The organism is Pseudonocardia abyssalis (assembly GCF_019263705.2).
Taxonomy (GTDB): domain Bacteria; phylum Actinomycetota; class Actinomycetes; order Mycobacteriales; family Pseudonocardiaceae; genus Pseudonocardia; species Pseudonocardia abyssalis.
Genome location: NZ_JADQDK010000001.1, coordinates 4,622,613 through 4,648,730, shown reverse-complemented (window position 1 = coordinate 4,648,730; position 26,118 = coordinate 4,622,613). Strand labels below are relative to the sequence as shown.

At 73.0% G+C, this 26,118-nt stretch carries 23 protein-coding genes; 18 read left to right on the top strand and 5 right to left on the bottom strand.

Going from position 1 to position 26,118, the window contains the following annotated elements; all coding sequences use genetic code 11:
- Window positions 1-28 precede the first annotated feature (28 nt).
- Genes I4I81_RS22610 through recR form a run of 4 tightly spaced genes read left to right on the top strand, consistent with a single transcriptional unit; the run spans window position 29 to window position 5,537 of the window.
- A complete protein-coding gene (locus tag I4I81_RS22610) occupies window positions 29-2,176 on the top strand; it encodes a DNA polymerase III subunit gamma and tau (protein WP_218600928.1) in 2,148 nt (715 codons plus the stop codon).
- Window positions 2,177-2,188: 12 nt separating this feature from the next.
- Entirely contained in the window at window positions 2,189-4,540 is a 2,352-nt protein-coding gene (locus tag I4I81_RS22605) for an HAD-IC family P-type ATPase (protein ID WP_218600929.1), read from the top strand.
- Window positions 4,541-4,588: 48 nt separating this feature from the next.
- Window positions 4,589-4,918, top strand: a complete 330-nt coding sequence (locus I4I81_RS22600; RefSeq protein ID WP_267461531.1) for a YbaB/EbfC family nucleoid-associated protein — start codon at window positions 4,589-4,591, stop codon at window positions 4,916-4,918.
- Between the two features lies 1 nt (window position 4,919).
- Entirely contained in the window at window positions 4,920-5,537 is a 618-nt protein-coding gene (recR, locus tag I4I81_RS22595; RefSeq protein WP_218600930.1) for a recombination mediator RecR, read from the top strand.
- Window positions 5,538-5,595: 58 nt separating this feature from the next.
- On the opposite strand, the gene I4I81_RS22590 is transcribed toward recR, so the two are convergent.
- Window positions 5,596-5,778 carry a hypothetical protein gene (locus tag I4I81_RS22590; RefSeq protein WP_218600931.1) on the bottom strand — a complete coding sequence of 61 codons (183 nt, stop codon included), beginning with the start codon at window positions 5,776-5,778 and terminating at the stop codon, window positions 5,596-5,598.
- A 354-nt stretch (window positions 5,779-6,132) separates the two neighbouring features.
- Here I4I81_RS22590 and I4I81_RS22585 point away from each other — a divergent pair, with 354 nt between their 5' ends.
- The 10 genes from I4I81_RS22585 to I4I81_RS22540 all read left to right on the top strand — a co-directional run bounded on the left by I4I81_RS22585 (window position 6,133) and on the right by I4I81_RS22540 (window position 14,846).
- A complete protein-coding gene (locus tag I4I81_RS22585; RefSeq protein WP_218600932.1) occupies window positions 6,133-7,044 on the top strand; it encodes a helix-turn-helix domain-containing protein in 912 nt (303 codons plus the stop codon).
- Entirely contained in the window at window positions 7,041-7,229 is a 189-nt protein-coding gene (locus I4I81_RS22580) for a DUF397 domain-containing protein (RefSeq protein ID WP_218600933.1), read from the top strand. Before I4I81_RS22585 ends, I4I81_RS22580 begins: the two co-directional genes overlap by 4 nt.
- Before the next feature lie 121 nt (window positions 7,230-7,350).
- The gene (locus I4I81_RS22575) at window positions 7,351-9,018 is read left to right on the top strand and encodes an ABC transporter substrate-binding protein (protein WP_218600934.1); all 1,668 of its coding nucleotides are present in this window, start codon (window positions 7,351-7,353) and stop codon (window positions 9,016-9,018) included.
- A 76-nt stretch (window positions 9,019-9,094) separates the two neighbouring features.
- Complete coding sequence (locus tag I4I81_RS22570) at window positions 9,095-10,099, top strand: ABC transporter permease (RefSeq protein WP_218600935.1); 1,005 nt, start codon at window positions 9,095-9,097, stop codon at window positions 10,097-10,099.
- Window positions 10,099-11,019, top strand: coding sequence for an ABC transporter permease (locus tag I4I81_RS22565; RefSeq protein WP_218600936.1), 921 nt, complete (start codon window positions 10,099-10,101; stop codon window positions 11,017-11,019). The genes I4I81_RS22570 and I4I81_RS22565 overlap by 1 nt, the downstream gene beginning before the upstream one ends.
- Window positions 11,016-12,035, top strand: a complete 1,020-nt coding sequence (locus I4I81_RS22560; protein ID WP_218600937.1) for an ABC transporter ATP-binding protein — start codon at window positions 11,016-11,018, stop codon at window positions 12,033-12,035. Before I4I81_RS22565 ends, I4I81_RS22560 begins: the two co-directional genes overlap by 4 nt.
- Before the next feature lie 5 nt (window positions 12,036-12,040).
- Window positions 12,041-13,165 carry an ABC transporter ATP-binding protein gene (locus I4I81_RS22555; RefSeq protein ID WP_218600938.1) on the top strand — a complete coding sequence of 375 codons (1,125 nt, stop codon included), beginning with the start codon at window positions 12,041-12,043 and terminating at the stop codon, window positions 13,163-13,165.
- A 111-nt stretch (window positions 13,166-13,276) separates the two neighbouring features.
- Window positions 13,277-13,660, top strand: a complete 384-nt coding sequence (locus I4I81_RS22550) for a group I truncated hemoglobin (protein ID WP_218600939.1) — start codon at window positions 13,277-13,279, stop codon at window positions 13,658-13,660.
- Between the two features lie 162 nt (window positions 13,661-13,822).
- Window positions 13,823-14,380, top strand: coding sequence for an RNA polymerase sigma factor (locus I4I81_RS22545; protein ID WP_226363515.1), 558 nt, complete (start codon window positions 13,823-13,825; stop codon window positions 14,378-14,380).
- Between the two features lies 1 nt (window position 14,381).
- Window positions 14,382-14,846, top strand: a complete 465-nt coding sequence (locus I4I81_RS22540; protein WP_218600940.1) for a hypothetical protein — start codon at window positions 14,382-14,384, stop codon at window positions 14,844-14,846.
- Between the two features lie 50 nt (window positions 14,847-14,896).
- Here the strand turns inward: I4I81_RS22540 and I4I81_RS22535 are convergent, their stop codons facing one another.
- On the bottom strand, window positions 14,897-16,246 hold the full coding sequence (locus I4I81_RS22535; RefSeq protein WP_218600941.1) for a S8 family peptidase: 1,350 nt from the start codon (window positions 16,244-16,246) through the stop codon (window positions 14,897-14,899).
- 51 nt (window positions 16,247-16,297) lie between these two features.
- Between I4I81_RS22535 and I4I81_RS22530 the strand changes: the two genes are divergently transcribed.
- On the top strand, window positions 16,298-18,925 hold the full coding sequence (locus I4I81_RS22530) for a CHAT domain-containing protein (protein WP_218600942.1): 2,628 nt from the start codon (window positions 16,298-16,300) through the stop codon (window positions 18,923-18,925).
- A 53-nt stretch (window positions 18,926-18,978) separates the two neighbouring features.
- Window positions 18,979-20,502 carry an asparagine synthase (glutamine-hydrolyzing) gene (gene asnB / locus I4I81_RS22525; protein WP_226363514.1) on the top strand — a complete coding sequence of 508 codons (1,524 nt, stop codon included), beginning with the start codon at window positions 18,979-18,981 and terminating at the stop codon, window positions 20,500-20,502.
- 1 nt (window position 20,503) lies between these two features.
- On the opposite strand, the gene I4I81_RS22520 is transcribed toward asnB, so the two are convergent.
- Window positions 20,504-21,352 carry a nitrilase-related carbon-nitrogen hydrolase gene (locus I4I81_RS22520; RefSeq protein ID WP_218600944.1) on the bottom strand — a complete coding sequence of 283 codons (849 nt, stop codon included), beginning with the start codon at window positions 21,350-21,352 and terminating at the stop codon, window positions 20,504-20,506.
- Window positions 21,353-21,421: 69 nt separating this feature from the next.
- On the opposite strand from I4I81_RS22520, the gene I4I81_RS22515 reads away from it, so the two are divergent.
- Window positions 21,422-22,024 (top strand): hypothetical protein, encoded by a 603-nt coding sequence (locus I4I81_RS22515; RefSeq protein WP_218600945.1) that lies wholly within the window; start codon window positions 21,422-21,424, stop codon window positions 22,022-22,024.
- Between the two features lie 132 nt (window positions 22,025-22,156).
- On the opposite strand, the gene leuA is transcribed toward I4I81_RS22515, so the two are convergent.
- Window positions 22,157-23,962, bottom strand: a complete 1,806-nt coding sequence (leuA, locus tag I4I81_RS22510; protein WP_218600946.1) for a 2-isopropylmalate synthase — start codon at window positions 23,960-23,962, stop codon at window positions 22,157-22,159.
- A gap of 258 nt (window positions 23,963-24,220) precedes the next feature.
- On the opposite strand from leuA, the gene I4I81_RS22505 reads away from it, so the two are divergent.
- Window positions 24,221-24,523, top strand: a complete 303-nt coding sequence (locus I4I81_RS22505) for a hypothetical protein (RefSeq protein ID WP_218600947.1) — start codon at window positions 24,221-24,223, stop codon at window positions 24,521-24,523.
- Window positions 24,524-24,575: 52 nt separating this feature from the next.
- On the opposite strand, the gene I4I81_RS31250 is transcribed toward I4I81_RS22505, so the two are convergent.
- Window positions 24,576-25,994 carry a DUF11 domain-containing protein gene (locus tag I4I81_RS31250; protein WP_218616311.1) on the bottom strand — a complete coding sequence of 473 codons (1,419 nt, stop codon included), beginning with the start codon at window positions 25,992-25,994 and terminating at the stop codon, window positions 24,576-24,578.
- Window positions 25,995-26,118: the final 124 nt, after the last annotated feature.

Genomic DNA, 26,118 nt, shown 5'->3' with positions numbered 1-26,118 from the left:
GTCGGGGTCGGTGGGTAGCCTCGCGACCGTGGCGCTGGCTCTGTACCGCAAGTACCGCCCGGCGACGTTCGCCGAGGTCGTCGGGCAGGAGCACGTCACCGAGCCGCTGAGCACCGCGCTCGCGGCCGGGCGGATCAACCACGCCTACCTCTTCTCCGGGCCCCGCGGCTGCGGCAAGACCTCCAGTGCCCGGATCCTGGCCCGTTCGCTCAACTGCGTGCAGGGCCCCACGCCCGACCCGTGCGGGGTGTGCGCGTCGTGCATCGCACTCGCGCCGGGCGGCCCGGGCAACATCGACGTCACCGAGCTCGACGCCGCCTCCCACGGTGGTGTCGACGACACGCGCGAGCTGCGCGACCGCGCCTTCTTCGCCCCGGCCGAGTCGCGCTACCGCGTGTTCATCGTCGACGAGGCGCACATGATCACGACGCAGGGCTTCAACGCCCTGCTCAAGATCGTGGAGGAGCCACCGGAGCACCTCGTCTTCGTGTTCGCCACGACGGAGCCGGACAAGGTCCTCCCGACCATCCGCTCGCGCACCCACCACTACCCGTTCCGGCTGATCCCGCCCGGCACGCTGCGTCGCCTGATGGAGGGCATCTGCGCCGACGAGGGTGCGGTCGTCGCCCCCGCGGTGTACCCGCTGGTCATCCGCGCGGGTGGGGGATCGGCGCGCGACTCGTTGTCGGTGCTCGACCAGCTCCTCGCCGGCGCCGGATCCGAGGGTGTCACCTACGACCGGGCCGTCGCGCTGCTGGGGGTCACCGACGTCGCCCTGATCGACGACATGGTCGACGCGCTCGCGGCGGGTGACCGGCCGGTCGTCTTCGAGACCGTCGACCGCCTCGTCGAGGCCGGTCACGACCCCCGCCGCTTCGCCTCCGACCTGCTGCAGCGGCTGCGCGACGTCACCCTCCTGCAGGCCGTCCCCGACGCCGCGGAGCGCGGGCTGGTGGAGGCTGCGGCCGACGAGGTGGCGCGGATGGTCGAGCAGGCCGACCGGATCGGCCCGGCCACGCTGGCCCGCTACGGCGAGATCGTGCACACCGGCCTCACCGACATGCGCGGCGCCACCGCGCCCCGGCTGCTGCTCGAACTGCTGTGCGCGCGGATGCTGCTGCCCGCCGCCAGCACCGCCGAGCCGGGGATGCTGGAGCGCCTCGAGCGGTTGGAGCGGCGATCCGACATCGCCGCCACGTCCGGGGTCGAGGCGCCCGCCGACGGGACCGGGTCGGCGTCGGGCCGCACCTTCCGGCGGGCGAGCGAGGCCGCGCCGGCCGCCGCGGGCCGTGCTCCCGCCGTCGACACGCCGGCCACTCCGCCCGCCTCCGACGCGCCGGCCCGGGAGCCCGTGCCGCCACGTGCCGACGTCACCGCCCACCCCGCCGCCGAGGCCGGCGCGGAGCCCGCAGCATCCGACCGGGTCGCTGCCGCCGTCGACCCGGAGCCTGCGGCCGTTCGCGAGCCGGTCGCTCCATCGCGTTCGGACCAGCCCCGTTCGGAGACCGCAGCCCGGCTGCGCACCGCCCCACCGCAGGCGCCCGCTCCGGACGTGCCTGCCCCGGAACCGGCCGCCCCGAAAGCGTCCGCCCCGGAACCGGCCGTGCCGCCGGAACCCGCGCGGCCGCCCACGTCCGGGCTCGACGCCGCCGCGGTGCGCCGCGTGTGGCCGGAGATCCTCTCGGCGGCCAAGGAGCGCAAGAAGCGCACCGCGGCCCTGCTGGTCAGCGCCACGGTCCGGGCCGTGGAGAACGACACCCTCGTGCTCAGCATCGGCACGGCCCCGTTGGCGCGGCTGCTCTCGGAGCAGAGCAACACCGACGTCATCGCCGAGTCCCTGCACGCGGTGCTCGGGGTGAGCTGGCGGGTGCGCTGCGAGCACGGCGACGGCGGCACCCCGGCGGCATCCGCCCCGCGCGGCACCGGTCCCACCCCGCCCGCCGCGCCGCCGCCGCGCCGCCCGCCGCCCGTACGGCGGTCCACGGCCCCCGAGGACGGCACGCCGCTGCCGCCCGAACCGCCGCCCGAGGACGCCCCGCCCGACGACGAGGAGTCGATGATCGCGGAGGCCGCGGCGGTGCCGTCCACTCCTGCCGCCGAGCGTCGCGACCCCGAGGAGGCGGCGATCGAGCTGCTCACCACGCAGCTCGGTGCCCGCGCCCTCGACCAGCACTGATCCCTCGGCCGAATGTCCGATTCGGCGCCGCCCCCGTCCTGCGTAGGCTCCGCTGACGTGACGGTTGCCGAGCCCGACGTCCTGCACGGCCTCACCGCGGCGCAGGTCGCCGAACGAGTCGCCGCGGGGCAGACCAACGACGTGCCGTCGCGGGCCGGCCGCAGCGTCACCGAGATCATCCGCGCCAACGTCCTGACCCGCTTCAACGCCATCGTCGGCGTGCTGTTCGCGATCATCCTGGTGATCGGCCCGATCCAGGACGGCCTGTTCGGGTTCGTGATCATCATCAACACGCTGATCGGGATCGTGCAGGAACTGCGGGCGAAGCGGACGCTGGAGCGGCTCGCGATCGTGGGCGAGGCCCGGCCGCGGGTGCGCCGCGACGGCGAGATCGTCGAGCTCGCCCCGAACGGGGTGGTGCTCGACGACGTCATCGACCTCGGTCCGGGCGACAAGATCGTCGTCGACGGGGTGGTGCTCGCCGCCGAGGGCATGGAGGTCGACGAGTCGCTGCTCACGGGCGAGTCCGACGCCGTGCACAAGGAGGTCGGCGACCCCCTGCTGTCCGGCAGCTTCGTCACCGTCGGCGGTGGGGCGCAGCGGGCCACGAAGGTCGGCCGCGAGGCCTACGCCGCGCAGCTCGCGGAGGAGGCCAGCCGGTTCACCCTCGTCGGCTCCGAGCTGCGCGACGGGATCAACACGATCCTGCGGGTGATCACCTGGCTCCTCGTCCCGGCGGCCGCACTGATCATCTGGAGCCAGTTCCGCACGGCGGGCGGCGACGTCGACGACGCACTGCGCGGCATGGTCGCCGCGCTCGTGCCGATGGTGCCCGAGGGGCTGGTGCTGCTCACCAGCATCGCGTTCGCGGTCGGTGTGGTGCGGCTCGGCGCGCGGCAGTGCCTGGTGCAGGAGCTCCCGGCGATCGAGGGGCTCGCGCGCGTCGACGTCGTCTGCGCCGACAAGACCGGCACGCTCACCGAGAACGGGATGCGCCTGTCGGAGGTCCGTCCCGACGACGCCGACGTGCGCGCGGCGCTCGGAGCGCTCGGAGCCGCCGATCCGCGCCCCAACGCGAGCCTCGCCGCGGTCGTCGAGGGCTGCCCCGACCCGGGCTGGACGGTCACCGGGACCGTCCCGTTCTCCTCCGCGCGCAAGTGGGGCGGCGCGACGTTCGAGGGGCAGGGCACGTGGGTCCTCGGCGCGGCCGACGTGCTGTTGCCGGAGGGGTCGCCGGAGCGCGTCGAGGCCGAGCGGATCGGGGCCACCGGCCTGCGCGTCCTGCTGCTGGGCCGACGCCCCGAACCGGACGGGCCCGTCGACCCGTCCGCGCTCGTCGTCCTGGAGCAGCGGGTCCGGCCGGAAGCGGCCGGCACGCTGGCCTACTTCGCGGAGCAGGACGTCGAGGTCAAGGTGATCTCGGGTGACAACGCGCTGTCCGTCGGGGCCGTCGCGGTCTCGCTGGACCTGCCTCGCGCCGACGCCCCCGTCGACGCCCGCACGCTCACCGACGCCGACCTGTCCGACCGGCTGGAGGCCGGCACGGTCTTCGGGCGGGTCACGCCGGCGCAGAAGCGGGAGATGGTCGGCGCGCTGCAGCAGCGCGGGCACACCGTCGCGATGACCGGCGACGGCGTCAACGACGTGCTCGCCCTCAAGGACGCCGACATCGGGGTGGCGATGGGGTCGGGCAGCCCGGCCACGCGCGCCGTCGCCCAGATCGTGCTGCTCGACGACTCCTTCGCCACGCTGCCGTACGTCGTCGCCGAGGGCAGGCGGGTGATCGGCAACATCGAGCGCGTCTCGAACCTGTTCCTCACCAAGACCGTCTACTCGGTGTTCCTGGCCATCGCGATCGGCGCGCTCGGCGTGCCGTACCCGTTCCTGCCGCGGCACCTGACGCTGATCGGTTCGCTGACGATCGGCATCCCCGCGTTCTTCCTCGCGCTCGCCCCGAATGCCGAGCGGGCCCGCACCGGGTTCGTGCGCCGGGTGCTGCGGTTGTCGGTTCCGTCCGGGATCGTCGCGGGCCTGGTGACGTTCGTGACCTACCTGCTCGTCCGCGGCGACACGGGAGCCACCGAGGTCCAGCACAGCACGGCGGCGGTGCTCGCCCTGTTCGTCGTCGCGACATGGGTGCTGGTGGTCGTCGCCCGGCCGTTCGTGTGGTGGAAGGTCGTGATGATCGGGTTCACGATCGCCGCGTTCTGCTACGCACTGTTCCTGCCGATCTTCTTCGGGCAGGGGTTCTGGGACCTCGATCCCGGACACACGCCGACGATGCTCACCGGCCTCGCCGTCGCGGCGGTGGGGGTGTTGGCGATCGAGATCGTGGCGCGGGTGGTCTACCGGCGCGCAACCTGAGCCCCACCGTAGGCTGGAGTCTCCAGCCGACCTACCCATGGAGCAGCCGTGAACCCGGGGGATCTCGACCTGCAGCAGCTCATGCAGCAGGCGCAGCAGATGCAGGAGCAGCTCATGTCGGCGCAGGCCGAGCTGGCCACCGCCGAGGTGCTCGGGCAGGCCGGCAACGGGCTGGTGCACGTGCGGATGACGGCGGCCGGGCAGGTGAACTCGGTGAAGATCGACCCGAAGGTCGTCGACCCCGACGACGTGGAGACGCTGCAGGACCTGATCGTGGGCGCCCTGCACGACGCCGCCCGCGCGGCCCAGGAGATGCAGGCGCAGAAGATGGGCCCGCTCGCCGGCGGGATGGGCGGCCTCGGGCTGCCCGGCGCCTGAGATGTTCGAAGGGCCGGTCCAGGACCTGATCGACGAGCTGGGCCGGCTGCCCGGGGTCGGGCCGAAGAGCGCGCAGCGCATCGCGTTCCACCTGCTCGCGGCCGACCCGGTGGACGTGTCCCGGCTGCAGGAGGTGCTGCAGAAGGTCAAGCAGGGCGTCATGTTCTGCGACCTCTGCGGCAACGTCTCGGCCGACGAGCGCTGCCGCTACTGCGCCGACGCCCGGCGCGACCCCACGATCGTCTGCGTCGTGGAGGAGCCCAAGGACGTGCTGGCGGTGGAGCGGACCCGCGAGTTCAAGGGGCGCTATCACGTGCTCGGCGGGGCGCTCGACCCGTTGGCCGGCATCGGGCCGGACGGTCTGCGCATCCGGGAACTGCTCGCCCGGCTCGGCGGCACCGGGCCGGCGTCGGACGAGGCCGACATCGCCGAGGTGATCATCGCGACCGACCCCAACACCGAGGGCGAGGCGACGGCCACCTACCTGGTGCGGTTGCTGCGGGACTTCCCCGGGCTGTCGGTCACCCGCCTGGCGTCGGGTCTGCCGATGGGCGGCGACCTCGAGTTCGCCGACGAGCTCACTCTCGGCCGGGCCCTGTCCGGCCGCCGCGCCCTGTAGCGGGACGCGACGGCCGGCTCCTGGCCCGGTCGCCCCCCGGGACCGGCCGCGGGGAGGGTCAGTCCTCGTCCCGGGCGTCGGGGTCGACGCCGTGGAACTCGGGCTGACGGTGGAGCCACTGCTCGCGGCGTTGCGCCGCGATCTCGCGCCAGGCCGAGGCCTGGGCCGCGTCGACGATGCCGACGACGACGGCGATGAGTCCGATGATGCCGACTCCGACGATGATCAGGGCGACGGTCACGGGGACCACCTCCCGGGGATCGCGGCCGATCGGCGGATCTTCTTGGCGGACATCGACGTGCTCCTTTCCCGTGGACGACTGTGCACCGGCGGTCGCCGGGCGTCGGAGGTTCCCGGTGCGGGCCGGGACGGGCGACGGAGTCCGGGGTGCGGGCGTTCCGTCGGGGCGGAGACGGGTCGGGGCGCGTGCGGCTGGTGAGCGGTCACGTCGGCCTCCTTCCCTGGAGGGGATGTCAGCCACCCGGTGTGGCGGCTTCGCCACTGCGGGTGCTGATGCTTAGATTGCCCGAAGACAGTTCCTGGTGCAATTGCAAAGCGCCTTCGTTCACTCCAGTGCAGCAACCGGGAAGGGGACATGGCCGCACCTCAGAGCCCGATCGGCTCCCGTCGTCGCCTGGGTGCCGAGCTGCGACGACTCCGGGCCAAGACCGGCCTGACGCTCGACGACGTCGCCGAGCTGATGACCTGCTCCACGTCGAAGATCTCGCGGCTGGAGACCGGCAAGGGCGTGCCCAAGGTCCCCGACGTCCGCGAGCTGATGCGCATCTACGGCGTCACCTCCGAGACCGAGCAGGACATGTTGCTGCGACTGGTGAAGGACGGGCGGCAGCACGGGTGGTGGGAGCCGTTGACCGACGGCGTCGCGCCCGAGCGGTACGTGCTCGACGCCCCCGGTCGGTACGCCGCCTTGGAGAACGACGCCGCCGTGGAGAGCTCGTTCGACCTCACCGTCGTCAGTGGCCTGCTGCAGACCGCCGCCTACGCACGGACCGTCCTGTCGGCGCTGCTCCCGCACCACCTCCCGGCCGAGATCGACCGGCTCGTGACTCTGCGGCTGAGGCGGCAGGAGGCGCTGCGGCGTGTCGATCCCGCGCCTCTGCGTCTGGTCGCACTGCTCGACGAGGCTGTGCTGAACCGGCCCGTCGGCGGCGCGGAGGTGATGGCCGAGCAGTTGGCGCACCTGATCTCGGCGGCCTCCCTGGAGACGGTGACGATCCGCGTCCTGCCCTTCGACGTCGGCATGCTCCGGGCCCACGCCGGCCGCTTCGTCCTGCTCCAGATCCCCCGGTCGATGGGCTCGGACGTCGTCTTCGTCGAGGGTCACGCGGGCGACAGCTACCTCGATGCGGAGTCCGATGTGGAGCTGTACCAGGATGTGCTCGCCGACGCACTGGACCACGCGCTCACGGAGACCGCATCACTGGCCCTGATCGGTCGTTACCTCGACAAGCACGCTCCCCGCTCGAAGGGCCAGTCGCCGAGATGATCGAGTTCCGCACCAGCAGCTTCTGCAACCTCGGTGAGTGCGTCGAGGTCGGGCAGTCGCCCGACGGCTCGGTGATCGTGCGCGACACCAAGGACGCCGATCGGTCCCGGACGCTCACCTTCACCAACGACGAGTGGACGGCGTTCGTCCGCGGGGTGAAGGCGGGGGAGTTCGACCCGGCGTGACGGAACGGCGTCATCTGGTCACAGGAGCGGCGCGGTCGTGGCCCAACCGTGACTCTGACGCCTACCGCTGAGTACGAGGCCCCATTACCGTTCGCGGGTCTCCTACGAAGAGGTGCCGTCCATGAGATCTGCCCGTCGACTGTCCGCTGCCCTGACAGCAGGCCTGCTCGCCGTGACCCTTGCCGCCTGCGCCACGTCCGAACGGGACGACGGTGCCGCCGCTGGTGGCTCCGGCGAGGCCGGCGGCACGATGGTGTTCGGTGCGCCCGGTGCGCCCGACAACTTCGACCCGATCTTCGCCACGGACGGCGAGACCTTCCGCCCCGCGCGGCAGATGTTCGACACGCTGATCACCTACGCGCAGGGCACCTCCGACCTCGCGCCCGGGCTGGCCACCGAGTGGACGCCGAACGCCGAGGGCACGGAGTGGACGTTCGCGCTCCGCGAGGGCGTCACGTTCCACGACGGCACCCCGTTCGACGCCGCGGCGGTCTGCTTCAACTTCGACCGCTGGTTCAACCTGCCCAACGAGGCCGCGCAGAGCCAGGCGATCTACTACACCGACACGTTCGGCGGCTACGCCAACAACCTCGCCGGTGGCGGTGACCCCGTCTACAACTCGTGCGAGGCACCCGACGCGTCCACCGCGGTCATCAAGCTCAACCGCAACAAGGGTGCGTTCCCGGCGGCGTTCGGCCTGACCTCGCTGTCGATCTCCAGCCCCACCGCGCTGCAGCAGTACGACGCCGACACGATCGAACAGAGCGGCGAGGCGTTCACCTACAGCGCGTACGCCACCGAGCACCCGACGGGCACCGGCCCGTTCAAGTTCGAGAGCTACGACCGCGCCGGCGGCACCATCACGCTGGTGCGCAACGACGACTACTGGGGCGAGCCCGCGCTGCTGGACCGGTTGATCTTCCGCGTCATCCCCGACGAGAACGCCCGCCGCCAGGAACTCCAGGCCGGCACGATCGACGGCTACGACCTCCCGAGCCCGGCCGACTGGGCCGGTCTGGAGGCCGACGGCAACCAGGTCCTCGTGCGCCCGCCGTTCAACGTCCTCTACCTCGGCATCAACCAGAAGAACAACCCGGCGCTGCAGGACGTCCGCGTCCGCCAGGCCATCGGGTTCGCGCTCGACCGGGAGTCGCTGGTGCGCAACCAGCTTCCCGAGGGTGCCTCGGTCGCCACCCAGTTCATGCCCGACACCGTCGCGGGCTACGCCGACGACATCCAGGCGATCCCGTACGACCCCGAGCGGGCCCGCCAGCTCCTGGCCGAGGCCGGGCAGTCGAACCTGACCCTGAACTTCTACTACCCGACCGAGGTCACCCGGCCGTACATGCCGAACCCGACCAACATCTTCACGGCCCTGTCGGAGAACCTCCGCCAGGTCGGCATCACGGTGAACGCGGTGGCGCAGCCCTGGGCCGGCGGCTACCTCGACTCCGTGAACGTCAACGGTGTGCACGACCTGCACATCATCGGCTGGACCGGTGACTACAACGACGCCGGCAACTTCGTCGGCACCTTCTTCGGTGCGGCCAAGCCGGAGTTCGGCTTCACCAACGACGCGTTGTTCGGTGCGATCACCGCGGCCGACGCCACGGTGGACCCCGCGGCCAAGGACGCGGCCTACGAGCAGGTCAACCGCGACATCATGGCGTACCTGCCGGCGATCCCGATCTCCAGCTCGCCGCCCGCCGTCGTGGTCTCCGAGGCCGTCACCGGCCTGATCCCCTCCCCGCTGACCGACGAGCGCTTCCTGACGGTCAGCAAGAACTGACGGACGACACCCGGGTGGCACCGCCGAACGCGGCGGTGCCACCCTCGTGCGTCCACAGGGGGAGAGAGGGGGGCTCGTGCTGCGCTTCATCGTGCGGCGGTTGCTGCAGGTGATCCCGACCCTGCTGCTGCTGTCGGTGCTCGTGTTCGCCTGGCTGCGCAGCCTGCCGGGCGGGCCGGCCACGGCGTTCCTCGGCGACCGCGCCACGCCGGAGTCCGTCGCCAACCTGGAACGGGTGCTCGGGCTCGACCAGCCGATCCCGGTGCAGTACGCCCAGTTCCTGGGCCGGGTGGTCACGGGGGACTTCGGCACGTCGACCATCACCGGCGAGCCCGTGCTCACCGAGATCGGGCGGGCGCTGCCGGCCACGATCGAGCTGTCCGTCGCGGCGCTGCTGATCGCGGTCCTGCTGGGCATCCCGCTCGGCTACCTGGCCGCCCGCAAGCGCGGCGGCCCGCTCGACGTCTCCACCGTGATCGGCACGCTGGTGGGCGTCGCGGTCCCGGTGTTCTTCCTCGGCTACATCCTCAAGGCCGTGTTCGCGGTCGAGCTGGGGCTGTTCCCGCCGTCCGGGCGCCAGTCCGTCGCGGTGGACGCCACCGACGTCACCGGGTTCGCCGTGCTCGACGGCCTGCTCACCCGCGAGTTCGACGCGGCCCTCGACGCGCTCTCGCACCTCGTGCTCCCGGCCGTCGCGCTGGCCACGATCCCGCTCGCGGTGATCGTCCGCATCACGCGGGCGTCGGTGCTGGAGGTGCTGGGGGCGGACTTCGTGCGCACGGCCAACTCGAAGGGCCTCGCGCCGGGCACCGTCCGCGGACGGCACGTGCTGCGCAACGCCCTCCTCCCGGTGTCGACGACGATCGGCCTGCAGGTGGGCCTGCTGCTCGCCGGGGCCGTGCTCACCGAGCGGGTCTTCGTCTGGGGCGGCATCGGCACCCTGCTCGCCGACGCCATCACGCTGCGGGACTACCCGCGGCTGCAGGCGATCCTGCTGCTGGGGGCCCTGGTGTACGTGCTCGTGAACCTCCTCGTCGACCTCTCGTACGCGATCATCGACCCGCGGGTGAGGCTCTCCTGATGACCACGCTGCTCCAGCGCAAGCGCAAGCGGGTCGACGACCTCGCCGGCGGCCGCAGCCTCACCTCCGAGGCGTTCCGCAGGCTGCGCCGCGATCCCGTGGCGATCACCGGTGCGGTGATCGTCGGGGTGTTCGTGGTGGTCGCGGTGTTCTCCCCGCTGATCGCGCCCTACGACGCGACGCAGACCTTCCCGCAGCTGCAGCAGGACCTCCGCCCGGGCTCCATCCCCGGCCCGCAGGAGGGCTTCCCGCTCGGCAGCGACCAGCTCGGGCGCGACTTCTACTCCCGGTTCATCCTGGCCTCTCAGCAGACGCTCCTGGTCGGCGTGCTGGCCACGCTGATCGGCCTCGTCGTGGGCGTGGTCATCGGCACGGTGGCCGGGGCCTTCGGCGGCTGGGTCGACACGGTGCTCATGCGCGTCACCGACGTGCTCCTGGCCATCCCGAGCCTGCTGCTGGCGATCTCGGTGGCGGCGCTGTTCGCCAGCCCGTCGCAGACCTCGGTGATCATCGCGGTCTCCATCGTCGGGGTGCCGATCTTCGCCCGGCTGCTGCGCGGCTCGATGCTCGCGCAGCGGGAGAGCGACCACGTCGTGGCAGCCACCGCGCTCGGGGTCAAGCGGCCCGCGGTGGTGCTGCGGCACATGCTGCCCAACGCGATCGGGCCCGTCGTCGTGCAGGCCACGCTCACACTCGCCACCTCCATCCTCGACGCCGCCGCACTGTCGTTCCTCGGGCTCGGCGACGCCGATCCGGGCCGGGCCGAATGGGGTCTGATGCTCGCCCAGGCGCAGGCACTGCTCGAGGTGCGGCCCGCACTGGCCCTCTACCCGGCCGGCGCGATCATCCTCATCGCGCTGGGCTTCACACTGCTGGGCGAGTCGCTGCGCGAGGCGCTGGACCCGAAGGGCACCCGATGACCTCGCAGCAGTTGTCACCGGGCGGTGCGCCCACGGGCGAGCCGCTGCTGTCGGTCCGCGACCTGACCGTGGCGTTCACCCGCCGCGGCGAGCCGGACTCGGTCGCCGTCGACGGCGTGAGCTTCGACGTGGCGCCGGGGCAGATCGTCGGGCTGGTGGGCGAGTCGGGCTGCGGCAAGTCCGTGACCTCGATGGCCATCACGCGGCTGCTCCCGTCGCGCGGCGTGCGCGTCACCGGCAGCGCGATGATGGACGGCGTCGACCTCCTGACCCTGCCCGAGAGCGCGATGCGGGAGAAGCGCGGTCGCGACCTGTCGATGGTGTTCCAGGACCCGCTGTCGTCGCTGAACCCGGTGGTCCCGATCGGCGTGCAGGTCACCGAGGTGCTCACGCGCCACCGGGGTCTGAAGAAGGAGGCCGCGCGCACGGAGGCGGCCGAGTGGCTCGATCGCGTCGGCATCCCCGACCCGCGCCGCCGCCTCGACTCCTACCCGCACCAGCTCTCCGGCGGCATGCGCCAGCGCGCGCTCATCGCGATCGCGCTGGCCTGCCGGCCCAAGCTGCTCATCGCCGACGAGCCGACGACCGCCCTCGACGTCACCATCCAGGCCCAGATCCTGGAGCTGCTCAAGGAGATGGTGCGCGACACCGGCGCCGCCCTGGTGATGATCACGCACGACCTCGGCGTCGTCGCGGGGTTGTGCGAGACCGTCAACGTGCTCTACGGCGGGCGGATCGTCGAGCGCGCGCAGCGGCACCGCCTGTTCGGCACGCCGCGCCACCCGTACACGAACGGCCTGCTCGGCTCGATCCCGCGGCTCGACTCGCCCGCGGGGGAGGACCTCGTGGCCATCCCCGGCTCCGTCGCCGACAACCTGCCGTGGACGAGCGCGTGCGCCTTCGCACCGCGGTGCCCGCGCGCGATCGACGTCTGCCGCACCACCACACCCGAGGCGGAGACCAGCGGCGGGCGGTTGCTGCGCTGCCACAACCCCGTTCCGGCGACCGCGGAATGAGTGAGATGACCGAGACCCCGACAGCAGGGCCGCTGCTCGACGTCCGCGACGTCGCCGTGCACTTCCCGATCAAGCGCGGGCTGATCCTCGACCGCACCGTCGGCCACGTCTACGCCGTCGACGGAGTCTCGCTGACCGTGGCGCGCGGCGAGACCTACGGGCTGGTGGGCGAGTCCGGCTGCGGGAAGTCGACGCTGGGCCGCGCGATCCTCCGCCTGGTCGACCCGACGGCGGGCTCGATCGTCTTCGACGGCACCGACGTGGCCTCGTTGAAGGGTGAGGAGCTCCGCCGGATGCGGCGACGGTTCCAGATGGTGTTCCAGGACCCGCTGTCGAGCCTCGACCCCCGCCAGTCGGTGGAGTCGCTGCTGCTGGAGGGGCTCAAGGCGCACGGCCTGTCGAAGGGCCCCGAGGCCGACGACGCGCGGCTGCGCGAGCTGGTGCAGCAGGTGGGTCTGCCCGCCTCGTCGCTGCGCCGCTACCCGCACGAGTTCTCCGGCGGGCAGCGCCAGCGCATCGGGATCGCCCGCGCGCTGTGCGTCGAGCCCGACCTGATCGTCGCCGACGAGCCGGTGTCGGCCCTCGACGTCTCCGTGCAGGCCCAGGTGCTCAACCTGCTGGGGCGGCTGCAGAAGGAGCTGGGCCTCACGTACCTGGTCATCGCGCACGACCTCGCCGTCGTCCGGCACGTCAGCGACCGGATCGGCGTGATGTACCTGGGCGGGATCGTCGAGGAGGCGCCGTCCCAGGCGCTCTACGACGACCCGCAGCACCCGTACACGCGCGCGCTGCTCTCCGCGGTGCCGGTCCCCGACCCGGAGCTCGAGGACCGTCGCGAGCGCATCCTGCTCACCGGCGACCTGCCGTCCCCGGCCGCGCCGCCGCCGGGCTGCCGGTTCCACACCCGCTGCCCGTGGCGCCAGCCCACGCGCTGCGACGACGAGCGACCGTTGTTGCGCGTGGTCGACGGCGCAGCGGACGGGCACCGGGTGGCCTGCCACTTCGCGGAGGACATCCGCAGCGGGGTGCTCCAGCCGCACCGCGTCGAGGCCGTCGCCGCCGACGACGTGCTGGGCGCCGTGACCGCCCCGGAGCTGCCCGGATCGGTCACGGAGATCCTCGGCCGCTGACCCGGCCGTCGTGAGGAAAATTCCTGTTGTGCCAGGTTCTGTTGTGCGCAGCCTCGGTGTCGAGGGACAGTGAGTGTGCTCACACCACCACGGCACCGAGGAGCATCCACGATGGCTGACGCGACCCTCTACGAGCGACTGGGCGGCACCTACGGCATCGGGGGCGCCGTCGACGTGCTCGTCGACCGGCTCTTCGCCAACGTCTCGGTCAACGCCAACGAGGCGGTGCACGCCCACCACGGGGACCCCGCGAACGCACCGGGCTACAAGTTCCTGGTCACGGCGTGGACGATCGAGGCGACCGGCGGGCCGTCGTGCTACCCCGGCCTGGACATGACCAGGGCGCACGACGAGCTCGCCATCACCGCCGAGCAGTTCGACGCGGTCGCCTTCGAGATCGCCGCCACCCTGAACTTCCTCGGTGTGCCCTCGCCCGAGCACAAGGAGTTCATGGAGATCATCGAGAGCTACCGGTCACAGGTCGTGCAGGCCTGATACGCCGAACGGGCTCATGGCTTCACCCGGACGTACGGTATCTCCCGCCCGTTCCTCCCTCTCCTTGAGACACCGGGAGAAGGTGGGACATGAACGGCGACGGCTGCGTTACCGTCTGCCCTCCGCGAGAACCGCGGGCGGGGTGGATCATGGACGGGGCGAGTGGAACCGACCGAAGTGGCCGACGCCGTACGCGCTGCCGCCGCCGGCGACCGGGACGCGTGGGACGCGCTGGTCGCGGGCTTCGGCCGGCTGGTGTGGTCGATCGCGGCCGCGCACCGGCTGGGCCCTGCCGACTCCGCGGAGGTCTCGCAGACCACCTGGCTGCGGCTCGTCGAGAACCTCGACCGGATCACCCAGCCGGAGCGGCTCGGCGGGTGGTTGGCGACGACCGCGCGCCGCGAGTCGCTGCGGCTGCTGCGCCTGCGCGGCCGGGAGGTCCTGACCGAGGACGAGTCGCGGCTGGAGCCCGACGTCGACGCCCCGACGCCGGAGTCGGTCACGCTGGACCGCGACCGCGACCGCCGACTCTGGCGCGCGTTCGACGGGCTGCCGGAGAACTGCCGGGTGCTGCTGCGGCTGGTGGTGGTCGTCGCCCCGCCGTACGCGGAGGTCGCCGCGGCGCTGGACATGCCGATCGGCAGCATCGGACCGACCCGGGCCCGCTGCCTGGAACGGCTGCGCAAGCTGCTCGCGGCCGACGGCGTGGGGGGCCCGTGAGATGAGCACCGAACCCGACGACACCGCCCTGCTCGACGAGCTCGCCGCCCTCCTGGGCCCGCAGCACGAACCGCCGCCCGAGGTGCTGCACGCCGCCCGCGCGACCTTCACCTGGCGCACGGTCGACGCGGAGATCGCCGCACTGACGTACGACTCGCTGCTCGACGACGCTCCCGTCGGCGTCCGCGCGTCCGCCCAGCCGCGGATCCTCACGTTCGAGGCCGGTGCGCTGACGATCGAGGTCGAGCTGGTCACCGCGCCGGCGGGCCGGCGGATGCTGGGCCAGCTGGTGCCCGCACAGGAGGCGGAGCTGGAACTGCTCGGGGACGGCGAGGTGCTGTTCACCGGCTCGGCCGACGCACTGGGCCGGTTCTCCGTGCAGCTGACCCGGGAGCCGCGACGGGTGACGCTGCGCTGCCGCACTGCGGCGGGTGCGACGGCGGAGTCGGCCTCGACCGTCCTCTGATCCGACGACGGGGGCCGGCACCGCGGCGCCGGCCCCCGTCGTCGGTCCGCTCAGGTGCCGGGCAGGATCTCGACCGTCCAGCCGTAGCCGGTGCTCGGCACGGCCGCGGGGGTCGCGCGGGACTTCAGCTCGTCGAGGGCCTTCGGCGGGGTCAGCCCCGTCTCGCTGCAGATCCGGGCGATCGCCCCCGCGATCTGCGGGGCCGCGAACGAGGTCCCGGTCCAGACCGCCCACGGGTCCGGTCCCTCGTAGCAGTCCGGGGCGGGGTCACCGATGAGGTCGCCGTCCTCCTTCCCGACGACGTAGGTGGACGCGACGCCCTGCCCGATGGTCGAGCAGGTGACCCACGGACCGTGTGTCGACCACCGGGCGTCCGCCCCGTCGGCCTGCAGCGCGGCGACGGCGACGACGTTGGAGTGGGTGGCGGCGAATGCGGCGGGCCAGATCGGGTTCGTCGAGCCGTCGTTGCCCGCGGCGCAGACGATCAGCAGCTCCGGACGCGTGCCCAGGAGCTCGGTGACCACGTCCAGCAGAGCGGGGGGCGGCCGCCCGTCCTCGCTGCCCGTCCCGAGGGAGAGATTCATGATCCGGGCTCCGTCCGCCGCCGCGAGCCGCATCGCCTGCGCCAGGTCGAACGACGAGGTGACGCCGTCGGTGTCGGCGACCCGGTAGCTGCCCACGCGGGTCGTGGGCGCGACCTGCTGGACGATCCCGACCACCATCGACCCGTGCCCGGCGTCGCCGTCGAGCAGACCGAACTGCGGGAAGACGTCCAGCGGGTCGACGTCGGCGGGAACGATCTCCGCTCCCAGGTAACCGTCCGTGCGGCCCGCGTTGCTGATGCCGGTGTCCAGGACCGCGACGAACGGCGGGTCCGTGACCTGGGCGATGCGCACCGCGGGGAAGGCCCGCCGGCCCGCCGTCGGCTCCGGTCCGCCCTCGCCCTTGACCCAGCCGCCGAGCGGCACGACGAGGTCGAGCGCGACGTCGGCACCGCCCTTCCGCAGTTCCTCAGCGAGCCCGGCGATGCCGTCCCCGGACGCGGATCCCGGGACCTGGAGCAGGACGATGTTCCCGCCGCGCGCCGTCTCGACGATGCCGCGCTCCGCGAGCGCCGACTCCGCGGCCGGAAGGTCGTCAACGTGGATCAGGAGCCGTTGCGACGCGGCGACGACGTCCGGCCCGCCCACGCGCCGCACCAGCTCGATCTGCAGTGCGTCGGAGTCGCCGGCCCGACGGTCGCGCAGCCGCTCCACCAGCCGCCGCCGCGCGGGGTCGTCCGCGGCCCGCCGGGCCAGCGTCCGCACCTGCTTCCGCGTCTCGGCCTGCTCGCGGTCGCGCTGCTCCGGTGTGCGGCGATCCGGGTAGTCCTTCTCGCCGAACGGCATCTTCGGGGACATGCGTGTCCTTTCGTCGGCTCCACGACGTGCCGGTCGGGGCAGAATCGTGCGATGACCGGTGCCGTGGAGCAGAGTCCCACCGGTGGCCTCCTGATACGAGCGATCGCCGCCCACGACGGGACCGTGGGCGATCCGGCCGCGTTCTCCGGTGTCGCGCGGCAGGTGCTGGCCGAGGCCCGCCGCGCGGGTGAGGTGGAGTCGCAGGTCGTGGCGCTGCGCGCGGTCGCGTGGGCCGAACGGGCACAGCAGGAGAACGTCCGCGCCCTGCGCCTGCTCCAGGAGGCGGCCCGTCTCGCCCGGCGGGCGCGGCTCCCGCACCGGCTCGGCGAGGTGTTGACGACCCGGGCCGCGGTGCACCTGGAGCTCGGTCGCACCGACGCGGCCCGTCGGGACCTCGCCCGGGCCGCGAGCCTCGTCTCCGCGGCGGCGGCCCCGGACCTGAGCCTCAAGCAGGCCGTCCTGCTGTGCAACGTCGGCCGGATCGACGAGGGGGCGCGGATCCTGCGGGCCGTCGTGAACGCCCCGGACGCCCCGGTCGACGTGCGGATGCGGGCCGCCACGAACCTCTCGCTGGCGGAGTCCCTGCTCGGTCACGCCCCGGAGGCGATGCGACACGGCGACCTCGCCGTCGAGCTGGCCCCCCGGGTCGGGCCGGCACTGCTGGCCTTCGCGGTGCTCAACCGCGGGATCGTGCTCGCACAGTCCGGACGTGTCGCCGAGGCGCTGGACCAGTTCGAGCGGGCCGAGACGCTCATGGTGGCCGCGGGGCTGCCGGTCGGCGAAGTGCTCGTCGAGCACGCGGAGACCCTCGCCGCGCTGCGCGTGCCGGCCGAGGCCGCCGACCTGTGCCGCCGCGCCGCCGAGGAGCTCGAGCGCCACCACGTCCCGCTGATGGCGGCGGAGGCGCGGCTGCGGCTGGCCGAGATCGCCCTGCTCTCCGGGGACGTGGGTGCCGCGTCGGTCGCCGCCGAGCGCGCGATCGAGCAGTTCCGGCGGCAGCGGCGCGTCGGGTGGACCGCGCTCGCCACCGTCGTCGCCGTCGAGGCGGCGCGGCAGGCGGGCGGCGCGGGTCCGGCCGATCTCCGACGGGTCCGACGCGCCGCCGACGTGTTGGGGCGGCTGCGGATGGTCGGTGCGGCGGTGGAGGCCGACCTCGTGGTGGGACGGATGGCGGCGGCGGGCGGGAACGTCGGGCTGGCCCGGTCGCGCTGGGCCGCCGCCCACGAGCGGTCCCGTGGCGGGGCGGTACTCGTGCGTCTGCGCGGCCGGCTCGCGGGTGCTCTCGCGGCGTCGGCCGCCCGCCACGACGCGTCGGTGCTCGCCCACTGCCGGGCCGGGCTCGCCGACCTCGCCGCGCACCGCGCCGCGCTCGCGTCGATGGAGCTGCGGGCGATGGCGTCGGGACACGGCGTGGAACTCGGGGCGCTCGGCCTCGATGTGCTCCTCCGGGCCGGCCGCCCCGGCCGGGTCTTCGACTGGACCGAGCGCACGCGGGCGGCCGCGCTGCTGGCGGTGGCGCCACCGGTGCCGGAGGCCGTCGGCGCGGAGCTGGCCGCGCTCGCCGCGTTGCGTACCGAGATCACCGAGGCCCGCCGCGACACCGGCCGGGAACCGGCCGAGCTGCTCGATCGCCAGACCGCGGGGGAGGCCCGGATCCGCCGGGCGACGTGGCGCCGGTCGGTCCCGGACGTCGCGCCGGGCTCGGCGCGGTCCGCGCGCGAGGTGCGCGACCTGCTCGACGACCGCACCCTCGTCTCCTACGTCCGCCACGGTTCCGAGCTGGTCGCGGTCCTCCTCGACCGGACCCGGACCCGGACCGTGCCGCTGGGCCCGCTGGCCCCGTTGCGCTTCGAGGCCGACGCCCTGCAGTTCGCACTGCGCAGGCTGACCCGCCCCGGCTCGCCCGCCGCGCTCGGCAGTGCTCGGGCGAGTGCCGAGCACGCGCTGGACCGCCTGCGCGAGCTCGCCGTCGCCGCCCTCGGCCTCGACCCGGACGTGCCGCTGGTGGTGGTCCCGACCGGGGACACGCACCGGGTCAGCTGGTCGGCGCTGCACCGCGGGCCGGTGGAGGTGGCGTCGTCCGCGTCGCTGTGGGCGGCCACCCGGACCCGCGCGCGGACCGGTGGACCGGTGGTCGTCGTCGCGGGGCCGGACCTGCCGGGGGCCACCGCCGAGGCGGTCGCCGTCGCCGCCCGTCACCCCGGGGCGCGTGTCCTCACCCCGGACCTGGCCACGACCGACGCGGTGGTCGCGGCCATGTCGGGGGCCGGACTGGTGCACCTGGCCTGCCACGGGGTGCTCCGCGCCGACAACCCGATCTTCTCCGCGCTGACCATGGCCGACGGCCCGCTCACGGTGCACGAGATGGACCTGCGCGGCGTCGCCCCGGACCGGATCGTCCTGGCCTCCTGCGACTCCGCGGCCGACACCGCCTACGCGGGCGATGAGGTGCTCGGGTTCGTCGGCGCACTGCTCGCCCGCGGCACGGCCGGTGTCGTGGCGAGCGTCGTGGCGGTCGGGGACGCGGAGTCGGTCACCCTGATGGAGCCGCTGCACGCCGAGCTGGCCGTCGGGGCGACGACGGCCCGTGCGCTGCACCGTGCGCGGGCCGGTCTCGACACCGCGGAGCACCGGCACTTCGTGAACTGGTGCGGGTTCACCGCCTACGGCGCGGGCTGATGACATGCTGGGTTCCCGCGGTCGTCGACGGCCGGGGGAGAAGGTGGGACATCGTGTGCGGGATCGTGGCCGCCTACGGCAACATCGACCCCGGCAAGTGCGAGCGGATGCTCGCACGCGTCCAGCACCGGGGCCCCGACGACACCGGGATCCTGCAGGTCGACGGGGCGTGGCTCGGCCACCAGCGGCTGTCCATCATCGACGTCAGCGGCGGGCACCAGCCGTTGACCGACCTCGACGAGACGGTGTGGATCGTCGGCAACGGCGAGATCTACAACCACGAGCGGCTCACCTCGCGCCTGCCCGACGGGGTGCTGCGGTCCAGGTCCGACACCGAGGCCGCACTGCACGCGGTGATGCGCGGCGGGCCTGCGGCCGTCGCCACGCTGAACGGGATGTTCGCGATCGCGATGGTCACCGCCGACGGCGGCGGGCTGGTGGCGCGCGACCCGATGGGCGTCAAGCCGCTGTACTGGGTCCGCGACGGTGACGTCACCCTGTTCGCCAGCGAGCTCCGTGCCTTCGACGACGACGACCGCCCGCACGTCGAGGCGTTCCCGCCGGGGTCCCTGTGGACAGCGGGTGCGGGCGTCGTGCGGTTCGCCGACGCCGTCCCGGTCGAGGTGCGGCCCGCGCGTCGGGCGCAGCACGAGACCTGGGACAACGTCGACCTCGACGAGGTCCGTGACGCGGTGATCGCCGCGGTGAAGCGGCGGATGATGAGCGACGTCGGGGTCGGGGTGTTCCTGTCCGGTGGGCTCGACTCCGCGCTGGTGGCCGCCATCGCCGCCCGCGAGGCGCACGGGCGGGTGCTGCCGACGTTCGCCGTCGGGACGCCGGGCAGCGGTGACCTGATCGCCGCTGCGCGCGTCGCCGGGCACATCGGCAGCGAGCACCACGAGATCGTGGTCACCGCCGACGCCATCTCCGACGCGCTCGACGAGGCCGTCACCGTCATCGAGCACTTCGATCCGGCGCTGGTCCGCAGCGCCGTGCCGAACCTGCTGCTCGCGCGCGAGGCGTCGAAGAAGGTGAAGGTCGTGCTCACCGGGGAGGGCGCCGACGAGCTGTTCGCCGGCTACTCCTACATGCACACCGACGAGTTCGCCGACCCCGACGCCCTGCACGCCGAGCTGGTGCGCAGCCTGGAGCAGCTGCACGGGCTCAACCTGCAGCGCTGCGACCGCACCACCATGTTCCACGGCCTCGAGGCCCGCGAGCCCTTCCTCGACGCGGCGCTCGTCCGTACGGCGATGGGGCTGCCGCCGGAGTGGAAGCAGCGCACCGGCGGCCGTCCGGAGAAGGCGCTGCTGCGCGAGGCGTTCACGGGCTGGTTGCCCGAGGACCTCCTGTGGCGCGGCAAGGAGCAGTTCGGCGACGGCTCGGGCGCGGGCACGGTGCTGGCCGCGCTCGCGGCGGAGCGGGTGGCGGGCACCGACACCGCGACGCCGCCGCAGACCCCCGCCGACTGCTGGCCGCTGCGCAGCGACGAGGAGGTCATGTACTTCGCGATCTGGAACCGGGAGTTCGCCGGCATCCGCGCCGACGTCACGCTGGAGCCGTTCGCGACGGCCTGAGCTACAGGTCGCCGCCCTCCTCGAGCAACCGGTCGATCTCGCGGCGCAGCAGGCCGAGGCGGGCCTCGCGCACCAGCGGTATGCCGCGACGCCTGCGCCTGACCTCGGTGACGTCGATGTCGACGGTGAGCAGCTGCTCCTCGTACCCCCTGCCCTCCGCGACGACCTCGCCCCACGGGTCGACGACGTGCGAGCCGCCCCAGAACCGCAGCTGCCCCTCGGTGCCGACGCGGTTCACGAACACCACGTAGAGCTGGTACATCCGCCCGTAGAACCGGGTGATGCCCTGCCAGTAGTCGCGGGAGTCGTAGTGCTCGGGGAACATGCTCTGCGCGCTCGCGGCCGGTACCAGCATGATCATCGCGCCGTCCTGCGTGGACAGGAACGCGAGCTGCGGCTGCCAGGCGTCGTTGCAGATCAGGGTGGCCGCGCGGTGCTTGCCGCCCTGCACGGGGTAGGCGCGCGAGGTCTGCCCCGGCAGGAAGTGCTTGCGCTCCTCGAAGATCGAGTAGTTCGGCAGGTAGAGCTTGCGGTGCACGTGCACCAGCTTCCCGCCCTCGAAGTAGGCGGCGCTGTTGTAGGTGTGCAGGCCGTGCGCCTGCGCCTCCGGGAACCCGACGAGCAGCCCGCCGCGGGCCTGTTTCGCCAGGTCGGTGAGCCGCGGGTCGTCCAGCGGCATCGACACGTCCTCGACGATGTCGGCCATGGAGAACCCGGTCAGCGACAGCTCCGGGAAGACCACGATGTCGGCGCCGGAGTCGTTGGCCTCGGCGATCGCCCGTCCGGCGCGCTCGATGTTGGCCGGGACGTCGCCGAGCACGGCGTCCACCTGGGCCAGGGCAAGTCGCATGGCGTCATTGTGCGGTTCCTCTGCCACGCTCCCGGAGTCGGCACACGCGGTGCCGGAACGGGAGGACTCATGGACGGACCGACCCGCCGCTCGTTGCACGGGGTGGCCGAGCTGATCATCGCCGGGCCGCAGCACCGGGCGCACGGCACGATCCGGCTGAGGGTGACCCAGGGCGGTTTCGGGGGCGTCGCGGTGCCGCTGCGGGTGGAGGGCACCGACCTGGTCTGGGACGGTGGCCGCTCCCCGCTGACCGGCACCTACCGGTCGCTGGCCGCCGTCGCCGGGATCGCCGATCCGGGCGCGCCCGACTCCTACGCCGACACCTCCGGTGTGGGTCTCGACGAGGAGATCGCCGTCGACGCCGTGTCGGCCGCCGCGCTGGCCGACTGGTTCGCCCGCGGTGACGCCGCCCTGCGCGCCTTCGCCCCCGATCTCGAGCCGGTGCTGTGGCCCGAGCACTTCGACCTGGCGCTGACGGTCGACGAGGTGAACTACGGTGTCTCACCGGGCGACGCGGGCCACCCGGACCCGTACGCGTACGTCGGCCCGTGGACCCCGCGGCAGGGGCCGTTCTGGAACGCGGACTTCGGGGCGCTGCGCCCGGCGTCCGAGCTGCCGGACGTCACCGCTCTGGCCGCCTTCTTCGCCGAGGGCCGCGCCGCGGAGCGCTGACCGGCCGCACCGCGCAGACCGCCGCGCACCGCGCAGACCGTGGGGTCACCGCGCAGGGCGCCGGTGGTCTGCGCGGTGACCGGGGGTCTGCGCGGTCAGGCGCGCACCGCCGTCACGGCCCGGTCCACGGGATCAGCGCATCGCGCGGTTGACCGCCGACACGACCGCCTTGAGCGACGCGCTCACGATCGAGCCGTCGACGCCGACACCCCAGAGGACCTTGCCCTCCACCGTGCACTCGACGTACGCGGCGGCGCGGGCGTCGTCACCGGAGGACATGGCGTGCTCGTGGTAGTCGAGGATCCGCACGTCGAAGCCGATGCCGGCCAGCCCGTCGACGAACGCGGCGAGCGGGCCGTTGCCGCGACCGTGGATCTCGTGCAGGTCGTTCTCGACGCGCACGGTCGCGACGATCTCGTCGGCACCCTCGCCGTCGCTGGTCAGGCGGTGGCGGATCAGCTTGAGCGGGGTGGCGCGGTCGAGGTACTCGGTCTCGAAGACGTCGCGCATCTCCTTGGGGGACACCTCGCCGCCCTCGGAGTCGGTGACCTCCTGGATCACCTTGGAGAACTCCATCTGGAGCCGCCGAGGCAGGTCCATCTGGTGCTCGGCCTTCATGATGTAGGCGACGCCGCCCTTGCCCGACTGCGAGTTGACCCGGATCACGGCCTCGTAGCTGCGGCCGATGTCCTTCGGGTCGACGGGCAGGTAGGGCACCTCCCACGCCTGCTGCGCGACGGGGACACCCGCCTCGTCGGCGGCCGCCCGCATCGCGTCGAAGCCCTTGTTGATCGCGTCCTGGTGGCTGCCGGAGAAGGCGGTGTAGACCAGGTCGCCGCCCCACGGGTGGCGCTCGGCCACGGGCAGCTGGTTGCAGTACTCGACGGTGCGACGGATCTCGTCGATGTCGGAGAAGTCGATCTGCGGGTCGATGCCCTGGGTGAACATGTTCATCCCCAGCGTCACCAGGTCGACGTTGCCGGTGCGCTCGCCGTTGCCGAACAGGCAGCCCTCGATCCGGTCGGCGCCGGCCTGGTAGCCCAGCTCGGCTGCGGCGACACCGGTGCCGCGGTCGTTGTGCGGGTGCAGGCTCAGCACGATGCCGTCGCGGCGCGCCAGGTTGCGGTGCATCCACTCGATGCTGTCGGCGTAGACGTTCGGCGTGGCCATCTCCACCGTGGCCGGCAGGTTGACGATCATCGGCGACTCGGGCGTCGGCTGCCAGATCCCGCTGACGGCGTTGCAGACGTCGACGGCGTACTGGAGCTCGGTGCCGGTGTAGGACTCGGGGGAGTACTCGAAACGCCAGTCGGTGTTCGGGTACTTCTCGCTGAACCGCAGGACCTCCTCGGCCCCGTCGGTGGCGATCTTGGCGATGCCGGCGCGGTCGGAGCGGAAGACGACCCGGCGCTGCAGGATCGACGTCGAGTTGTAGACGTGCACGATCGCGCGCGCCGCCCCCTCGCACGCCTGGTAGGTGCGCTCGATCAGCTCCGGGCGGGCCTGCGTCAGCACCTGGATCGTGACGTCGTCCGGGATCAGGTCCTGCTCGATGATCTCGCGGACGAAGTCGAAGTCGGTCTGGCTCGCGGCCGGGAACCCGACCTCGATCTCCTTGTAGCCCATGCGGACGAGCAGCTCGAACATGCGGCGCTTGCGTGCCGGGCTCATCGGGTCGATCAGGGCCTGGTTGCCGTCGCGCAGGTCGACCGCGCACCACATCGGGGCGGTGGTGATGACCTTGTCGGGCCAGGTGCGGTCGGGCAGCGACACCGGCTCGACCAGGTCGTGGAACGGCCGGTAGCGGTCGACCGGCAGGTGCGAGCCGAGCTGGGGGTTCCAGACGGGCTGGCCGTCGGGCGCGGGCCGGGACGGCGTGCGCAGGCGGCTCTGCGAGGAGGAGGTGTAGGCATCGGGCGAGGTGGTCACGAGAAACATGCTCCAGGTGTGGGCCGATCAGGGAAGACCGGCGCACGCCGAGAACCCGCGACGAGGGGCCGGTCGGTCAGACCCCGCCGCGGCAACCAAGGAGCAGGCGCGCCACGTCTACGACCCTAGCCCGGACCCCCGTCCCGGCCGCAACCCCCATCCGATCCGTGCATCACCCGATCGGGTGATACCTATGAGTAGGGTCGGGATCCGGCGTTCTGTCACCATGGCCGCCAACCGGTCGACGGCAACGAGGGTGGGGCACAAGTGGCAACGGGAACCACGGCGCGGCGGGGCATCGACGCCCTCGCGAACGTCCTGCGGATCATCGGGATGGCCGTCGTGCTCGTCCTGGTCGTGTTCATCGTCCTCACGCTCCTGGACGCGAACCCCGAGAACGGGCTCACCACGCTGGTCACGGACCTGGCGAACACGTTCGACCTCGGGCTCTCGGACCTGTTCCAGCCCGCGGAGCCCAAGCTCGGCGTGGTCCTGAACTACGGCACCGCCGCGATCATCTGGTTCGCGATCACCACGGTCGTCGTCCGCCTGATCCGCCGCGCGGGCTGAGCCGGCGGCCGGCCGCCCGGTCGGTGACCGGCCACCGGCCACCCGCGGGGAATCAACTCGTGGTGGTCCGCGCCGTGGCGGCGTTGTTGCGCAGGTTCGGGTCGGCGACCCGCAGCGAGGTCCCGGCCGCGGCCAGCGTCTGCGTCCCACGCACGCCCCGGTCGACGGCGACGGTGACGGTGTAGGTCACGGTCGCCCCCGAGGCGACCGACGGCGTCACGAACGCGACGGCCCGCCCGTCGCGGGCGACGATCCCACCGCCGCCCGCGGTGATCCGCAGGCCCTTGGGCACCGTGACGCCCGAGGCGACGGAGGTCGCTGTGGCCGGCCCGGCGTTGCGCACCGTCAGGGTCGCGGTGAACGTCGCGCCCTGCCGCGCCGTGGCCGGTGCCGTGAGCGCGACGGAGACGTCGGCACGGGCGGGGCCCACCACCGGGGCGGGGGTGACGGTCAGGGCGTAGGTCGTCGTCAGGGCGCCGCTGGTGGCCGTCACCGTGACCGGGCCCGCGGTGGCGCCCGCGGTCAGCGTCGGGCTGACGGCGACCCCGGAGGCGTTGGTCGTCGTGCTCGCGGTGGCCGACGTCCCGAAGGCGGCGCTGCCGCCCGTCACGGCGAACGTGACGGGTGCGTTCGGTGCCGGGGCGCCGGCGCCCGTGACGGTCGCGGTGAGGGGCCGGGCGAACGCCCTGCCGACCTCGGCGGACTGGCCGCCGCCGTCGGTCGCGGCGATGGTGCTCGCCACCACGGGGTTGTCGAAGTCGTAGGTGGTGTCGTTGACGGAGAGCAGGTCGACGCCCGCCCGCAGGCCGGGGTTGCCGCCGCCCTGGTTGACGCTGACGAGACCGACCGTCGCGTCACCCTGCGCGGCCTTCACCTCGGCGAACGTCGCGGTGTACGTGGCGAAGCCGTACTTGTTGGGTGCACCCGTCGCGGTGAGGTCTCCACTCGCCCACCAGCCGCCGTTGCTGGTTGACGGGGACCAACGCTGCCAGGTGCCGGAGACGACCGGGGCTGTGTAGAGGGGCTCCCAGACCAGCGTGGTGAAGCCCTGCGAGGTGGTGATCCCGACGTTGAGGGCGGGGGCCTGCTGCGCGTTGCCGGTGCCCACCTGCTCGACCAGCGTCCGGTACTCGAGCGCGGTGATCTCGGAGAGCTTCCGCCCCGCGAAGGCCGTGGTGGAGACCGTGGCCTTGTCGTTGCCCGCCGGGGTGTCGATGCGTAGGTAGCCGGTTCCGGACTCGGCCCGGACGTCGTCGACGACGGTCGCGCTGCCGCCGTCGCGCCTGGACTCGCACAGCGGAGTGGTCGCGCTGCACACCTGGGTGATGTCGGCGTCGGACACGCGGACGGTGCTCGCCGCGGACGCGGTACCGGCGCCGATCGCCAGCCCGGCGAGGACGGTGGCGGCGACCGCGACGGCGGTGCCGGCCCGGGTCGTCCGGCGGAGGAGACGGGGCAGGGGTGAACGCACGGGCACTCCACGATGAGCAGGGCGGTGGGCGCGGGTTTCGTCCACCGGCCCTCCATCGCGAGGATCACGCTCCGTGTTGCACTCCTACCGGTTCCGTCATCGATTTTGATGAGGGACGGCCTGT